At 29.7% G+C, this 15,299-nt stretch carries 12 protein-coding genes; 1 reads left to right on the top strand and 11 read right to left on the bottom strand.

Features of this window, described 5'->3' with window-relative positions:
- Position 1: 1 nt before the first annotated feature.
- From FBF06_RS06315 to yajC, 10 genes are read right to left on the bottom strand one after another with little or no spacing between them, the layout of a single operon-like run.
- Positions 2-2,938, bottom strand: a complete 2,937-nt coding sequence (locus tag FBF06_RS06315) for a DEAD/DEAH box helicase (RefSeq protein ID WP_002871794.1) — start codon at positions 2,936-2,938, stop codon at positions 2-4.
- Positions 2,938-3,333, bottom strand: a complete 396-nt coding sequence (locus tag FBF06_RS06320) for a polymer-forming cytoskeletal protein (RefSeq protein WP_002859143.1) — start codon at positions 3,331-3,333, stop codon at positions 2,938-2,940. The genes FBF06_RS06315 and FBF06_RS06320 overlap by 1 nt, the downstream gene beginning before the upstream one ends.
- Complete coding sequence (locus tag FBF06_RS06325; protein ID WP_002853442.1) at positions 3,270-4,172, bottom strand: M23 family metallopeptidase; 903 nt, start codon at positions 4,170-4,172, stop codon at positions 3,270-3,272. Before FBF06_RS06325 ends, FBF06_RS06320 begins: the two co-directional genes overlap by 64 nt.
- Positions 4,159-5,343 carry a folylpolyglutamate synthase/dihydrofolate synthase family protein gene (locus FBF06_RS06330; RefSeq protein ID WP_074471048.1) on the bottom strand — a complete coding sequence of 395 codons (1,185 nt, stop codon included), beginning with the start codon at positions 5,341-5,343 and terminating at the stop codon, positions 4,159-4,161. The genes FBF06_RS06325 and FBF06_RS06330 overlap by 14 nt, the downstream gene beginning before the upstream one ends.
- Positions 5,309-6,706, bottom strand: a complete 1,398-nt coding sequence (locus FBF06_RS06335; protein ID WP_032586312.1) for a hypothetical protein — start codon at positions 6,704-6,706, stop codon at positions 5,309-5,311. The genes FBF06_RS06330 and FBF06_RS06335 overlap by 35 nt, the downstream gene beginning before the upstream one ends.
- Positions 6,690-7,202 carry an LPS assembly lipoprotein LptE gene (gene lptE, locus FBF06_RS06340; protein ID WP_032586311.1) on the bottom strand — a complete coding sequence of 171 codons (513 nt, stop codon included), beginning with the start codon at positions 7,200-7,202 and terminating at the stop codon, positions 6,690-6,692. The genes FBF06_RS06335 and lptE overlap by 17 nt, the downstream gene beginning before the upstream one ends.
- A complete protein-coding gene (gene leuS, locus FBF06_RS06345; protein WP_032583756.1) occupies positions 7,199-9,628 on the bottom strand; it encodes a leucine--tRNA ligase in 2,430 nt (809 codons plus the stop codon). Before leuS ends, lptE begins: the two co-directional genes overlap by 4 nt.
- 9 nt (positions 9,629-9,637) lie before the next feature.
- Complete coding sequence (gene secF, locus FBF06_RS06350) at positions 9,638-10,609, bottom strand: protein translocase subunit SecF (RefSeq protein WP_002853635.1); 972 nt, start codon at positions 10,607-10,609, stop codon at positions 9,638-9,640.
- Positions 10,609-12,189: a protein translocase subunit SecD gene (gene secD / locus FBF06_RS06355; RefSeq protein WP_052795909.1), complete on the bottom strand. Its 1,581-nt coding sequence runs from the start codon at positions 12,187-12,189 to the stop codon at positions 10,609-10,611. Before secD ends, secF begins: the two co-directional genes overlap by 1 nt.
- A complete protein-coding gene (gene yajC, locus FBF06_RS06360) occupies positions 12,182-12,454 on the bottom strand; it encodes a preprotein translocase subunit YajC (protein WP_002786346.1) in 273 nt (90 codons plus the stop codon). The genes secD and yajC overlap by 8 nt, the downstream gene beginning before the upstream one ends.
- On the opposite strand from yajC, the gene FBF06_RS06365 reads away from it, so the two are divergent.
- Entirely contained in the window at positions 12,427-13,752 is a 1,326-nt protein-coding gene (locus tag FBF06_RS06365; RefSeq protein WP_168977589.1) for an apolipoprotein N-acyltransferase, read from the top strand. The two genes, yajC and FBF06_RS06365, sit on opposite strands and share 28 nt — an antisense overlap.
- Before the next feature lie 236 nt (positions 13,753-13,988).
- Here the strand turns inward: FBF06_RS06365 and metK are convergent, their stop codons facing one another.
- On the bottom strand, positions 13,989-15,185 hold the full coding sequence (metK, locus tag FBF06_RS06370) for a methionine adenosyltransferase (protein ID WP_002852836.1): 1,197 nt from the start codon (positions 15,183-15,185) through the stop codon (positions 13,989-13,991).
- Between the last annotated feature and the right edge of the window lie 114 nt (positions 15,186-15,299).

Raw genomic sequence — 15,299 nt, forward strand, 5'->3', positions numbered from 1 at the left:
TTTAAGCCTTTCTTAAATGCGTTAAAATTGCCTCTAAAATATCATCATCATCTTTGCTTTTTGCCTTGATGAGTTCTTTTTCATCATTTAAAGCAGTAAATTGAATATTTTGCTCATAGTTACTAATGCTTTTAAATTTATTTAAAGCTAAAATTTTAATAGTAATCAAAGATAAAAATTGCTTAGTATAAATGTCAAGTTTTCCAAAGCGATCTTCAATTTCACCTTCGATCTCATAAACCTCATGAACTTGCTCACACTTGCTAAGTCTTCTATAAAGTTCTAATCTTAAGCGATCTTCGCTGATAAGTTCGCTGTTTAAAAAGGCATTAACATTGAGTTTTAAATCAAGTTTATTTTCTTTTTGATCCACTTCATTTTTACTTAAAGCATTAAGTTCATCTTCTAACATTTTAAGATATAAACTATATCCAATTTGCTCAATATGTCCACTTTGATCTACGCCTAATAAATTTCCACCGCCACGAATTTCAAGATCATGATAAGCCAAAATAGAACCTGCGCCTAAAAAAGAATTACTTTCTAAGGAAACTAGACGCTTTAAAGCATCTTTTGTAATAGCATTTTTATCTTCAATTAAAAAATAACAATAACCTTGCTTATCACTTCTTCCTACACGCCCACGCAATTGATGCAAATCAGCCATGCCAAAACGATCGCTTTTTTCTACTATGATAGTATTTGCATTTGGTAAATCAATCCCACTTTCTACGATAGAGGTACTTAAAAGCAAATCATATTCTTTGTTTTCAAATTTCAACATTTCTTCTTCTTGCATCTTGGCATCGATTTTAGAATGTAAAATCAAAATACGCAAAGTAGAAAAAAGTTCTAATAAATGCTTTTTACATTGCTCTATACTTGCAATATGATTATGAATATAAAAAATTTGCCCACCACGTCTTAACTCTCTTGCTATAGCTTCTTTTAAAAGTGCGTCATCATTTTCTTTGACAAAAGTTCTTACATCCATTCTATCTTCTGGTGGAGTTTGCAAAACACTATAAGATTTTATAGAACTTAAAGCTTGATTTAAGCTTCTTGGTATAGGGGTTGCTGACATGGATAAAATATGTGAATTTTGAGTGATTTCTTTAAGCTTTTCTTTTTGCTTCACTCCAAATTTATGCTCTTCATCAATAATAACAAGGGCTAAATTTTCACATTCTACACTTAAAAGTGCATGAGTTCCTACAACTACACAAGCTTTATTTTCTTTTAAATTTTGTAAAACTTGTTTTTTTTCTGCGCTACTTGTAAAGCGATCCAGTTTAAAAACCTTTATATCAAAAGGATCAAAACGCTTTTTTAAGGTTTTATAATGCTGATGAGAAAGCAAAGTCGTAGGCGCAAATAAAAATGCGCAAAATCCACTTTTAACTACTGGATAAATAGCATTCATAGCGACTTCTGTTTTTCCAAAACCCACATCACCGCTTAAAAGCCTATCCATGACTTTTCCACTTTGAAAATCTTGCAAAATTTCATAACAGGCTTTATCTTGATCGCTTGTATAAATAAAACCCGCACTAGCTATAAAATCAGTCTGTCTATTTAAATCCACTGTAATTTTTTTTGCTTGCACCAAAGATCTTTTAGCCGCCATAATAACAATTTCAGAAGCTATGGCTAAAAGTTTAGTCTTTAATTTTTCTTTAAGTTTAATAAAGCTTGTTTTACCTAGTTTATCTAAGCTTGGAATAGATCCACTCACGCCCAAATATTTATCAATCAAATAAAGATTTTCCACTGGTAATAAAAGCTTATCAGAATTTTGATACTCTATAGCAACAAACTCTTTTTTTGCTCCGCTTATCACTATCATCTCAAGACCTAAAAATTTACCTACCCCATAATCTTCGTGTACTATATAATCCCCATTTTTAAGCTCATCTATAATCAAACTAGCTTTTTTTCTTGTTTTTTGTTTTTCTTTTTGATTTAAAGAAATAATTAGCTCTTCAGGACTAATAAGATTAAGCCTTAAATCACTTTTTACAAAATGGATATTTTGAGTATCTTCAAGCTCTAAAGCTTTAAATAAAGCTTCGTTTTTAGCTAAAAGTGTGATTTTTTTATTTTTATGAAATTCAAAAAAATCTTTATTGTAAGAACTTTGCAATTCTTTAAATTTTTTAGCTTGAGGTAAAATTTTTGCATTCACAAAACTTATATCTTTTTCATATTCATTAATATCAAACTTTTCACAAGCTAAAAAATCAAGTTCTAAATAATCAAAAAAATCATCAATACACCAAAAGCCTAAAGAATTGATATCATGTATTAAAGTATCGCTTTGAAAATCTTCTAATTTGTCCTTAAAAATTTCATAATTTTCTTTGTCAAAATATTTTAAAAAAGGACAAATTTCAAAATGTTCTAGTTCGTTAGGAATAGACTTTTGACTTTGCAAATCAAAATATCTTATACTTTCAATCTCTTCGCCAAAAAGTAAAATTCTAATAGGATTTTCTTCATTGATACAAAAAATATCAATAATATCCGCACGAATTGAAATTTCACCTTTATCCTGAACTATATCTACAAATTCGTATCCCAATCTTGAAATTTCATCTTCAAAACATTTCAAATCAAAATTTTGTTTTTTATCGATATGATAATTTTGTAAATGTTTTTTTGAAGGAAGTTTTTTTAAAACAGTATTTAAAGGAGAAATAAGGATTTTTTTTTCTTCTTCTTTATGATAAGCATTTAAAATCTTACAAAGATCAAAAAGTTCTTTAGAAAAAGCCCTTAAATCATCTCCAAACTGCGCTCTAAAATCAGGTAAAACAAAGGTTTTTAAACCCTTAAATCGTGAAACTTGAGCGAGTAAATCTGCTTGTTTTTCATCTTTACAAAGAAAAAGTTCACAAATTTTTGGATTTTGTAAGTATTCATAAAATGAAGCTTGCATTATTCTTCGTTGTTATTTTCAATAAGTTTGATAGTATCTTCTTTAATTTTACTAGTTCCATTAAAGCGACCGCCATTTTCTATAGAAATTTTTTGCGTTGAAATATCACCATTAACAACTCCGCCCGCTAAAATTTCTAAACTATTAGCCTCAAGTTGCCCTTCAAAACACCCATTTACTACAATTTTATCTGCTTGTAATTCACCTTTTAAATTTCCATTTTTTCCGATAACCACAATGCTTTCAGAATGAATAATACCACTTAACTCTCCATCAACATGGAGCATAGAAGCAAAATAAAATTTACCCTCAATTCTCGCACCTGAAGAAATTACTGTTGTTTCTGAGCTAGAGCTGGATGTTGGGCTGATACCGCCTTTATTAAAGATTGCCATGGAACTCTCCTTTCTTGATTAAAAAAATCATTCATATTTTTTCTTTGCAAATTTAAAAAATACAAAGGTTCTAAAGTTTTATTAATAAACCTTACCTCATAGTGCAAATGCGGCCCCGTAGAAAGACCTGTATTGCCACTATAACCTATCAACTGCCCTTTATTAACAAATTGACCTGCTTTGACCACTTCTTTGCGCATCATATGAGCAAATACTGTTTTAAAACCAAAATTATGCAATAAAATTACATTATAGCCATAGCCATTATCACTATAACCTGAAAATTCCACTACTCCACTTGCTGGTGCATAAATAGGGGTACCAATTTCTGCTCTTAAATCAATACCAGGATGAAATTCCCTTCTTTTTAAAAGCGGATGCTCTCTCCAGCCAAAATTTCCTGTAATGCCTTTATTTTCAATAGGCCATCCATTAGGAATTTGTCCCAAAATTCCAAGTTGCTGCTCATTGGTAAGCTGAAGATTATCAAGTCTTGCACTAATTGTAAGATTATTTTCTACTTCTAAGCCCAAAGCCTCTTCAAAAGAAGCTATTTTATCTTCTATAGCTGCATACTGCTGAGTTTTTTCTTCTATGCTTTTTTGCATTTGCGAATTAGATAATTCCAATTCTTTGCTTTTTTTCAAAAGCTCCTCACGCTTTTCACTGATATCGCTAAGTTTGCTATCGAGATATTTGATATAAAAACCACTAAAAACTAAAAATAAAACAATAAAAGCAATAGTATAAAAAACTATTTTTTTGATTATTTGATTTAAATAAAAATGTCTTGAACCGTTAATATCTGTAATGGTAATAGTGAATTTATTTTTTACCACACCACTCCTTTAAAAAATTTTCTACCAGCATAAAAGAACCAAAAACTAGATTTTTTTTATTCTCTTCTAATTTTACAAATTCTTTGCATTGTATACCTAGCTTTGATGCAATACTATAAATTTCATCATCGGCCAGCTTTCGTTCTGCACTTTTATATTTATATATTTGTATTGTATCAATAATAGGCTTTAATGTATTTAAAATTTGAAAAATATCCTTATCCAAATAAGCATTATAAATAAGATTTATTTTTTCTCCTTGAAATTTATCAAGCATAGCCTTAGCAGCCATGGGATTATGACCCACATCAACAAAAAAATTTGGAGAAATTTCTTGGCATCTTCCTTGTAAATTTAACTCTTGTAACTTTTTTAAAGCTTCTAAGGTTTTTTCTTGCGAAGTTAAAATTTCACAAGCCTTTAATGCAAGCTTTAAATTATGCTTTAAAAAACAAGGTAAAACAAACTTTTCACAATAAATCTCAAATTTTTCTTTCAAAAAAGGATTTAAAGAAGAAACTTGCAAATTAGCTTTTTTTAAAAAAGCAATTTTTTTTGCTAAATTTAAAACATTTTGCTCTTGCTCATCACTTATAAGTGCTATAGGCGCCATAACTTTAAGCTTGGTTCTTGCAATATCTTCTAAAGAATTGCCCAAAATTTGAATATGGTCAAATCCAATTCTTGTAAAAATATTCATTCTTCTTTCAAAAACAGAAGTAGCATCATATTCTCCACCCACTCCTGCTTCTAAAACAATAAAATCACATTTTTGAAATAAAATCATAGCTAAAAAAGTAGCATATTCAAAATAACTTAATTTTTGCAAGTCTTGTTTAAAAATTTCTTCAAGTCTTATATGAGTTTGTTCTAATTCTTCATCATTTGCAATCTTACCATCAAGATAAAATCTTTCATTAAAACTGAAAATGTGCGGACTAGTATAATGCCCTATTTTATAATTTAAATTTTCTAAAAGTTGGGTTAAATATCTACCCGTGCTACCTTTACCATTTGTGCCTATAAGTTGGATTATGGGAGTATTTTTAAAATATTTCTTATATTTTTCATACATTCTAAACATCAAAAAACGATCAATTTTATCGTAATTTATACTTTTTTGAGCTAAAAAATTCTCAACTTTCATTATATTGTTCATTAACCGCTGCAATTTGCTTTATTAACTCATCTAAAATATTAATACTTGGCTTACTTTGCTTATCAAGATAAGCCACGTGAATTTTAGGAGTTATAATATCTTGCTTATAAATAAATCTAAAATTTTCTATAGTTTTAAGATTTGTATTTACAAGCTGTGTAATTTCATCTTTGCTTTTTCCTGGCGAAACAATCAAATAACTCTTTTCATCTATCATCCACAATTCATCAAATTCGCTACAAGAATCTTTTAAAATTTTTTTAAATCGAACAAAAATTTCATTCAAACTTCCCATACCGTATTTTTCCATAATGAAACGGTAATTTACTATAGAAAATAAAGCTAAAGAATAATTAACTTTATACTTATTAAAATTTTCATCCATTTTATCAAGCTCTTTAAGAACACTCCAAGCCTCTCTCTCTTCTAAGCTTTGCGTGAATTCAATTTGATTATTTAAAGATGTAATTTTTTCTCCAAGTTGTTTAAATTTTAGTTTTAAATCCTCAAAACTAAGTTTTACTTCCCCATTTTCATCTGGTTTTAGAGTATTGATAAAATCCATATTTTTTTCATTCGATTTATTAAGTAAGACAAGCAATTCATAGATTTTTTTTAGATTATCATTAAAAAAATTTAAATTTTTTTGGACATACATATTATCAACCATTATACGATGATTTATAAATTCCATTAGTTCATTTTTAAAATTTTCTTCGCCTATTACAAAAGGCTTTTGTGTTAAATTTTGTATAAAACCTTGAATTTTTAAATCTTCTACCAATGAAGGATTTAAACCCAAGCATAATAATTCACTAAAGTGCTCATAACTACGCTCTTCAAGTTTAACTAAGAGTTTTTTAATCACGCTATCATAATCATCATATTTACTAATACCATATTTGCGAGCTTGTTCTTCTAAGTCATTTTCATCGTAATTTCTTTCAAGCTCTTTCCATTTTTTAGTAAGCAAGTAAATACTTTCACTATCCATAGTTTTAGAAATTCTAATCGAAGTCACCTTAGCCAAATCTCTTATCTTTTTATCCTTACTTATTTGCAAAGTTTTAGATATGGTATATAAAAAATCAAAAAATTCACTAAATTGTTTTCCGCTTTGTCTATTTAAAACAGAAATTAAAAAACTAATTAGTTCTTCTAAACTTCTTATAGTTTTAGAATTTAATTCTTGTTGATAAATCGGTAAAAGCAAGGTTTTGTATTTATCAAGTTTAGCCTTATTTGAACTTGTAATACCATATTTTAAAGATAATTCTTCAAAAATTTCCGTATAATTTTCAGGAGTTGGTTTTAGTTTTCTTTCTTTTAATGCAATTAAAGTTTGCTTTGCTATTTCATTAGTATTTGAAATCACGTTTTTGTCCTTTAATAGCAATTACGGAAATAAACTCATCAAATGCCTCGCTTGAAGCTGCTCGAATAGCCTCATACCTTGCAGAATCACTAATAATACTATTTGGAGAAATTTCAAAATTATAACTTCCACTTGTACTAAAAGCCTGACTTGAACCATCTTTAAAGACAACATTAAAATCTAAATTTAATTTAGCTTTATAACTAATAACATAGCCATTTTTATCATAAGCTAAAGGAATAAATTCTAAATTATTCATTTTAACATTGATTACATCATCAGCTTCATGTTTTAAAGCAAGTTTACGCCCTAATTTTGAAATTACCATTTCTTTTAAAGTATCGGCAACATAGATACTATTTTTTGGGTCTTGTTGACTTAATTCAACATTAACATAAACCTTCTCATCAAAAATATTATTAGCGATTTTTGATGTAGGAACATATCCACAAGCACCTAAAAATAAACCTATACAAAAAATCAAAATCTTTTTCATTTGATTACTAGATTAACTAGCTTTCCTTCCACATAAATTTCTTTAACTATACTTTTACCTTCGAGCCATTTAGCGGTATTTTCTTTTGCAAAAGCTAAAATTTCTTCTTTACTCGCACTACTTGAAATTTCAAATTCAGCCCTTTTCTTACCATTGATACTTACAGCTAAATTTAAAGTATCTTTTACAAAAACCTCTTCTTTAAGTTCTAATTTTTTGAAATTTTTACATTTAAAAAGCTCCTCGCTAAGCTCAAAACAAACATGAGGAATAATAGGCTCTAAGATATTTAAAATAATATAAAAAGCCTCTTGTTCCAAAGCTTCATTTTTACAAAGCGCTAAAGCATTTAAAGCTTCCATACAAGCTGCAATTAAAGTATTAAAAGTAAAACTTTGATGATAAACTTCAAAAGATTTTTTTAAAGCTTCATACACCTTTAATCTTGCATATTTTTCTTCTTTATTTAAATTTTCTTGTTTTAATTCTACAAGCTCACCTTTTTTAACATTTTGCGCCCTATCATAGAGTTTGCAAATAAATCTATAAGCCCCTTCAACCGCATCATCATTCCATTCAAGCTCTTTAGCCGGAGGCGCAGCAAAAAGTATAAAAAGTCTTGCGGTATCAGCACCGTATTTTTCTATAATCTCATCAGGATCTACAATATTGCCTTTTGATTTTGACATTTTAGCACCATCTTTTAACACCATACCCTGAGTTAAAAGTCTATCAAAAGGTTCATTTTGTGTTAAATAACCCAAGTCTCTTAAAGCTTTTTGGAAAAATCTCGCATAAAGTAAATGCAAGATTGCATGTTCAATACCACCTATATATTGATCCACACTCATCCAATACTTTACACTTTTTTCATCTAAAGCTTTTTCCTGCCAAGTTTTCTCATCACTTGCAAAACGTGCAAAATACCAAGAACTTTCAAAAAAAGTATCTAAAGTATCACTTTCTTTTTGAGCCTCTTTACCACATTTTGGACAGATACAATTTTTCCAAGTTGGATGTTTATCAAGTGGATTACCCTCACCTGTAATTTGCACATCTTCAGGCAGAGTAATAGGTAAATTTTCTAGTTTTTGAGGCACTACACCACAACTTTGACATTTAATCATAGGAATAGGCGCACCCCAATATCTTTGACGCGAAACACCCCAATCACGAATTTTAAAATTTACAACTCTTTTTCCTATATTTTTAGCTTCAAACTGAGAAATGATTTTTAATCTTGCTTCATTACAATCAAGATTATCAAATTCTTGACTATTAATTAATTTTCCTAATTTTTGCATATAAGGTAAATTTTCTTGAGTTTGAATAACTTGTTTGATGGCAAGATTATATTTTGTTGCAAATTCAAAATCTCTTTCATCATGAGCTGGAACAGCCATAACCGCTCCGCTACCATAATCAGCCAAGACAAAATTAGCCACCCATAAAGGAATTTTTTCTCCGCTTAAAGGATGAATGGCATAAATTCCTAAAAAATAACCTTCTTTTTCAGAACTTTGTCTTTCTCTTGGGCTTTGATTTTGAATAGCTTTGATTTTATTTAATACATCTTGATTTAATAAATTTTGTGAAAGCAAATTTTGAACAATCTTATGTTCTGGAGCTAAAGCGATATACGAAACTCCATAAATTGTATCTGCTCTTGTAGTAAAAACTTCTAAAGAACTTTCTTTGGTTTTTTGCTTGCTTTCTTCGTCTAAATTTAAAGAAAATTCCAAACCTTCGCTTTTACCAATCCAATTTTCTTGCATAGTTAAAACTTGATTAGGCCATTTATCTTTTAATTTTTCTAAATCTTTTAAAAGTTCCTCAGCATAAGCAGTGATTTTTACATAATAACCTGGCATTTTTTTCTGCACTACTTCATGACCACAACGCCAACATTTTCCGTCTTCAACTTGCTCATTAGCCAAAACCGTTTGATCTTGTTCACACCAATTTACATTTGCTTCTTTAGTGTAAATCAAACCTTTTTCAAACATCTTAATAAAAAATTCTTGCTCAAATTTTGTATAAAGTGGATCTGAAGTAGCAAGCATTCTTTTTTTAGAAAAAGAAAAACCTAAAGAAAAAAGTTCTTTTTTCATATAAGCTATATTTTCATAAGTCCATGACTTAGGATGAATTTTATGTTTAATAGCTGCATTTTCAGCAGGCATACCAAAACTATCAAAACCTATAGGATGTAAAACATTAAAACCTATCTTGCGATAATATCTTGCTAAAACATCACCTATAGTATAATTTCTTACATGCCCCATGTGAATGCGTCCGCTAGGATAAGGAAACATCGATAAAATATATTTTTTAGGCAAATTTAAATCATCTTTTGGCTCAAAATATTCATTTTCATCCCAAATTTTTTGCCATTTTTTTTCTATTAAACTTGCTTCATAAGCCATAAATTCTCCTTACACTGTTCCTTTTTCATACATTGCACGATTGCGTTCTTTATCTTGTTTTCTTTTTGCTTTTTCAATTTCTTTATTTCTAAACTCAAGCACACTAAATTTAAACCATAATAATGTCGGACTTGCAACAAAGATAGAGCTTAAAGTTCCCGCTATAATACCTACAATTAAAGCCAAAGAAAATCCTTGTATCATTTCCCCGCCAAAGAAATAAAGTATCACAACGGTTGCTAAAGTCAACCCTGAAGTTAAAACCGTTCTTGATAAAGTTGCTGAAACACTTTCATTGATAATAGGTGCAAGTTCGGTTTTTTTACTTGTTTTAATGCCTTCTCTGATTCTATCAAAAATAATAATTGTATCATTCAAAGAGTACCCAAGCACAGTTAAAACAGCAGCCAAAGTATCTAGATTGACATCAATTTTAAATAAAGAAATTGCCCCTAAAGTAATCACAACATCATGAATTTCACTGATTATAGCCGCAAGAGCAAAACGCCATTCAAAACGCAACGCTATATAAATTAAAATTGCTATCAAAGATACGGCTATAGCCATAAGTCCTTTATTTCTAAGTTCATCACCTACTTTTGGACCTACCACATCAGCACGACGCACTTCAAATTTTCCCGTATCCTTTAAAAGAGTGCTTATATGCTCGCCTATATCATTGCTTACATTATCATTACTTCCTAAAAAGCGTATGGTTACTTCTTCATTACTTCCAAATTCAGTTACAGATAAATTTTGAAAAGTTCCTTGTTTTTCTAAAATTTCTCGAATTTGTGTTATAGGAGCTGCATTTTCATATTTAAGCTGAACTAAAGTTCCTCCGCTAAAATCAATGCCATATTGCAAACCCCTATCCCAAAGCAAATAAATAGAACCAAAAAACAAAATAAAAGAAAGAGAAATAGCAGCAAAACGCATTCTCATAAAATCATAAATTTTCTTTTCGCTAAAAAACTGCATTATCTTCTCCTATAGCCAAACCAAAATCTTGTATTATTACTTTTTTCTATGCGTTGCATAAAATAATCAAACATTCCATGAGTTCCCAAAATAGCTGTAATCATAGAAACAACGATACCAATTCCCAAAGTCACAGCAAAACCTTTAACTGCTCCTGTTCCATAAGCATAAAGTGCTACCGAAGTAACCAAAGAAGTGATATTTGAATCTATAATCGCACTCATAGCATTTTTATAACCTTGTTCTATGCTAGTTCTTATATTTACTCCATCTCGCAAGAGTTCTCGTATGCGCTCATTGATAATCACATTTGCATCTACTGCCATACCCACAGTTAAAACAAGTCCTGCCATCCCTGGTAAAGTTAAAGTTGCTCCAAACATAGCCATAACGGCAACTACTACCAAAACATTAACTAGCATTGCAATATTTGCAAAAATTCCTGCCACACCGTAATACATCATCATAAATACTACAATAAAAACCGATGCACCGATTAAGGCTATTATACTCATTTTAATACTATCAGCACCTAAAGATGGTCCTATGCTTCTTTGTTCAAGTAATTTTACAGGCGCAAGCAAAGCTCCACTTCTTAAAGCTACCGCCACATCGCGTGCTTCTTCTTGAGTAAAAGCTCCACTGATTTGCCCACTACCTCCACCTATGCGTTCATTGATAGATGGAGCAGAATATACTTTATTATCAAGTACAATAGCAAGACGCTTTCCAACATTTGCTCCTGTATAATCAGCAAATTTTTTAGAACCCTCGGCATTTAAAGTAAAATTAATCACAGGATAATTACTCTTATCACTAATCCCTACTCTAGCATCAGTAAGCATAGATCCATCTAAAATAGGTATACTTTTTAAGGTATATTTTAAATTTGGATTTCTAGAATCAGGCACTAAAATCAGTCCATAACTCGCAGCCCCAGCATCGCTCATTGTAGAAGCTTGACCCATTTTAGAATCATCAACTTCCATAAGTTGCAAATGTGCTGCTTTTGTGATGCGTTCTTTTGCTCTTAGTTCATCTTCTTTGGTTTTAATCCCTGCAAGTTCAACCAAAATCTTATCATCACCTTGTTTAGCAACTGTTGGCTCTGCTAAACCAAATTGATCAAGCCTATTTCTTATGGTTTCAACTGCTTGCAAAAGTGCAAAATTTTCTATATTTTTTACTTCTTCTGAGGTAAAAGAAATTTTATAGTGCATATTTTCACTTTGTATATTAATTCCTTTTATTTCTTTAAGCAAATTTTCAACTTTTGCAATATCTGCATTATCAAGCAAAGTAAATTCTAAAATATCATCATGGGTATTTAAGCCATCATTTAAAATATTTTCTTTATTAAAAGAATAACTCAATGAAGATGCAATTGATTTTATTTTAGATTTTACAGCTTCTTCATTATCTACACCTAAGAGCATATAAAGCCCACCTTGCAAATCAAGCCCTAAATTAATCTTCGCACCACGTTCTGACTGCAAAAAAGAAGGGAGTGAAAAAGCCACTCCAAAAATAAATACCGCTATAAAAATAATCAAGCGATAATTGATTTTAGAATTACGCATCAATTTTCTTTGCTATAAATTCTCTTGAAATTTTTGCAGTAACATTGTCTTCATTAAGCTTAACTTTGATAAAATCCTCCTCTGGTTTTACGACTTCACAAATAAGTCCGCCATTAGTGATGATTTTATCTCCTTTTTGCAAAGACTCAAGCATTTGTTTATGTGCTTTTGCTTGTTTTTGTTGCGGTCTGATCACCAAGAAATAAAAAATTGCAAATAACACTACAAGAGGTAACAATGAAGTTAAAATTGAATTTTCTGCCATATTTTTCCTTTATTCCAAAAAAATTAAACACTAATTCTATCATTTTTAAAATAATAAAAGTCTTTTTTATTGCAATTTTACTTTCAAATTCTATTTATCTATCATTTTTTGAAAATATTTTTACACAAACTATTAGCCCATTTTTAGCTATTTGGGGGTTAGTTTTACTTCTAAAAAGTAAAAATTCTAAACAATATTTTTGGATAGGTTTTTTTGTAGGGATTCTTTGGTTTTGGTGGATTGGTTTATCTTCAATTTATTTTAATCTAAACTATTTAGTACCAATTATACCAATTATCATTGGTTTTATTTATGGACTACTTTTTAGATTATGTTATTTATTAAAATTTGATTTTTTAAGGCTTTGTGGAATTTTTTGCATAAGTTTTATCCATCCTTTAGGATTTGATTGGCTTAATTGGGGAATTTTTACAGTTTATGGTTTTTTTGACCCAAGTTATCGTGGTATTATTTGCATATTTTTAATAGCATATTTCATCTATGAGGGTTATATATCAAGATATTATAAAATAGCGATTGTTCTTATTTTATTCTTTAGTGGATTTCAATATAATGAAAAACAAGCTCAAACTCTTAATTTAAACTACAAACTCATCAATACTAATATCTCTCAAAATCAAAAATTTTTACAAGAAAATTTAAAATCAAATTCTGATATCTTAATTCAAGATATACTTCAAGCTATAAATGAAAAAAAAGAACTTGTAATCTTGCCTGAAACCGCTTTTGCTTTTGATTTAAAAAATACCAAATATGAGCTCATGCTTAAAGAATTATCTTATAAAATCACCATTATTACAGGAGCATTACATGTTGAAAAAGAGCATACTTACAATAGCACTTATATCTTTAAAAAAGGCAATGTCTATATTTTAAATAAGCATTTTTTAGTTCCCTTTGGTGAAGAAATTCCATTTTTTAAAGACTTAACAAAAAAATATTTTCTCAAAAATATTGAAGAATTTTCCAAAGGTCCTATACAAAGCAAATATAAATTAGATAATCAAATTATCACAAATGCAATTTGTTATGAAGCTACCAAAGAACAAAACTATCAAAATTCACAAATTATTATAGCCCTAAGCAACAATGCTTGGTTTAATAATAGTAGCGAATACAAACTCCAGCAACTCTTAATGAAATTTTATGCAAGTAAATATGGGGTTAGTGTTTATCATGCTACAAATGGCAAAGAGAATATAGTTATACTCCCTAAAAAGCTTTTAAGCAAAGATTGGAAAAATTTATCCAAAGAAATATTTAATGATAAAAAATAATATTAAAATTTTAATTTTAAAGTAATTTAAGTTATTTTATATTATAATTCTGTCAAACAATATTTTGACTTAGAGGGGTTTTTACCCCAAAGCTAAATTAATTTAGCTTCCTTCCTAACTTTTATATTTATGAGGGATATTGAAAAATATCCCTCTAAGTCAAAAATTAATATAACTTTATTAATTCTTTATAATTATACAAGCCTTGTTTAAGCTTGTATAATATTGTTAATTTTTTAAAGTAGCTTTTTAAACTGTTCTAGAGCATCAAGTTTTTCCCAAGGATAGTCCTTTTGTCCTACTTGCCCACGAGCTGCTACATCCGCATAAAGAAAAGTTTCTTTACTTGGTTTATCCAGATGAAATTTATCACGGATCCAATTTGGCGTTAAAGAGAAATTTTGCATTACAAAATCACTTAAAACATCGTCATTTACACTGGTATTTGTGCCCATACAATCAACGCTTACCGAAGTAGGTTTTGCAACACCTATAGCATAACTAAGTTGAACTATACATTTTTTAGCAAGCCCTGCTGCAACTATGTTTTTAGCTAACCATCTACCTGCATAAAGTCCACTTCTATCAACTTTAGTATAATCTTTGCTCGATTGCGCACCACCACCTATTGGAGAATAACCTCCAAAACTATCTACTATAAGTTTTCTTCCTGTTAAACCACTATCATGTAAAGAAGAATGATTAACATATTTACCAGTTGGATTGATTAAAATTCTAGTCTTATTAGGATCAAAAAGTTCTTTTGGTAAATTACTATCTAAGATAAGTTTCATCACTAAAGATCTTAAATCTTCTATTTTCATACTTTCAACACAAGGTGCAGAAACTACTATAGTATGAATACTTTGCGGTTTGCAATTTTCAAAATTCGCCTTAGTGCCATAATCTATAGTCACTTGAGTTTTAATATCCACTCCAAGTTCATGTGGATTTGCTTTTGCATAAGCATAAACTCTATCACATAGCATTCTTGCATAACTAATAGCTGCTGGCATATATTCCTCAGCTTCACAACTTGCAAAACCAAACATAATGCCTTGATCACCTGCTCCTGTTTCGCCATCTTCTTGATCGACACCTTGGTTGATATCAGGGCTTTGTTCATTTAAAAACACCATAACATCAACCTCATCAGGATGTAAACACTGCTCTTTGCTAAAATGGCCTGCTCCGTCATAACCAATGTTTTTTAAAACATCTTTAACTAAATTATCGTAATCAGCTTTACTAAGTTTGTGATTTGACTTAACTTCGCCTCCTATCACAACCTTATTTCCTGCGACAAAAACCTCACTCGCCACCCTTGAATTTTTGTCATTTTTCAAGAGTATATCCACTATCGTATCAGCGATTATATCAGCGCACTTGTCTGGATGACCTGCACTTACGACTTCTGAAGTGAATAGATACATAAAAAGTCCTTTCATTTAAAATGAACCACAATTGTATCCAAATAAACTTATCAAAGCTTGATAAATTAAAAATTCTCTAAAATTAAGCAAAAGTTAGTTAAAATCAACTTTTGA

Origin of the sequence: Campylobacter sp. CFSAN093227, assembly GCF_012897855.1 — a bacterium.
In the GTDB taxonomy this organism is placed as follows: domain Bacteria; phylum Campylobacterota; class Campylobacteria; order Campylobacterales; family Campylobacteraceae; genus Campylobacter_D; species Campylobacter_D jejuni.

Excerpts from the sequence above, each read along its gene's own strand:
- FBF06_RS06315 (WP_002871794.1), bottom strand. The coding sequence starts at position 2,938 with ATGCAAGCTTCATTTTATGAATACTTACAAAATCCAAAAATTTGTGAA.
- FBF06_RS06320 (WP_002859143.1), bottom strand. The coding sequence starts at position 3,333 with ATGGCAATCTTTAATAAAGGCGGTATCAGCCCAACATCCAGCTCTAGC.
- lptE (WP_032586311.1), bottom strand. The coding sequence starts at position 7,202 with ATGAAAAAGATTTTGATTTTTTGTATAGGTTTATTTTTAGGTGCTTGT.
- leuS (WP_032583756.1), bottom strand. The coding sequence starts at position 9,628 with ATGGCTTATGAAGCAAGTTTAATAGAAAAAAAATGGCAAAAAATTTGG.
- secF (WP_002853635.1), bottom strand. The coding sequence starts at position 10,609 with ATGCAGTTTTTTAGCGAAAAGAAAATTTATGATTTTATGAGAATGCGT.
- secD (WP_052795909.1), bottom strand. The coding sequence starts at position 12,189 with ATGCGTAATTCTAAAATCAATTATCGCTTGATTATTTTTATAGCGGTA.
- FBF06_RS06365 (WP_168977589.1), top strand. The coding sequence starts at position 12,427 with ATGAAGTTAAAATTGAATTTTCTGCCATATTTTTCCTTTATTCCAAAA.
- yajC (WP_002786346.1), bottom strand. The coding sequence starts at position 12,454 with ATGGCAGAAAATTCAATTTTAACTTCATTGTTACCTCTTGTAGTGTTA.
- metK (WP_002852836.1), bottom strand. The coding sequence starts at position 15,185 with ATGTATCTATTCACTTCAGAAGTCGTAAGTGCAGGTCATCCAGACAAG.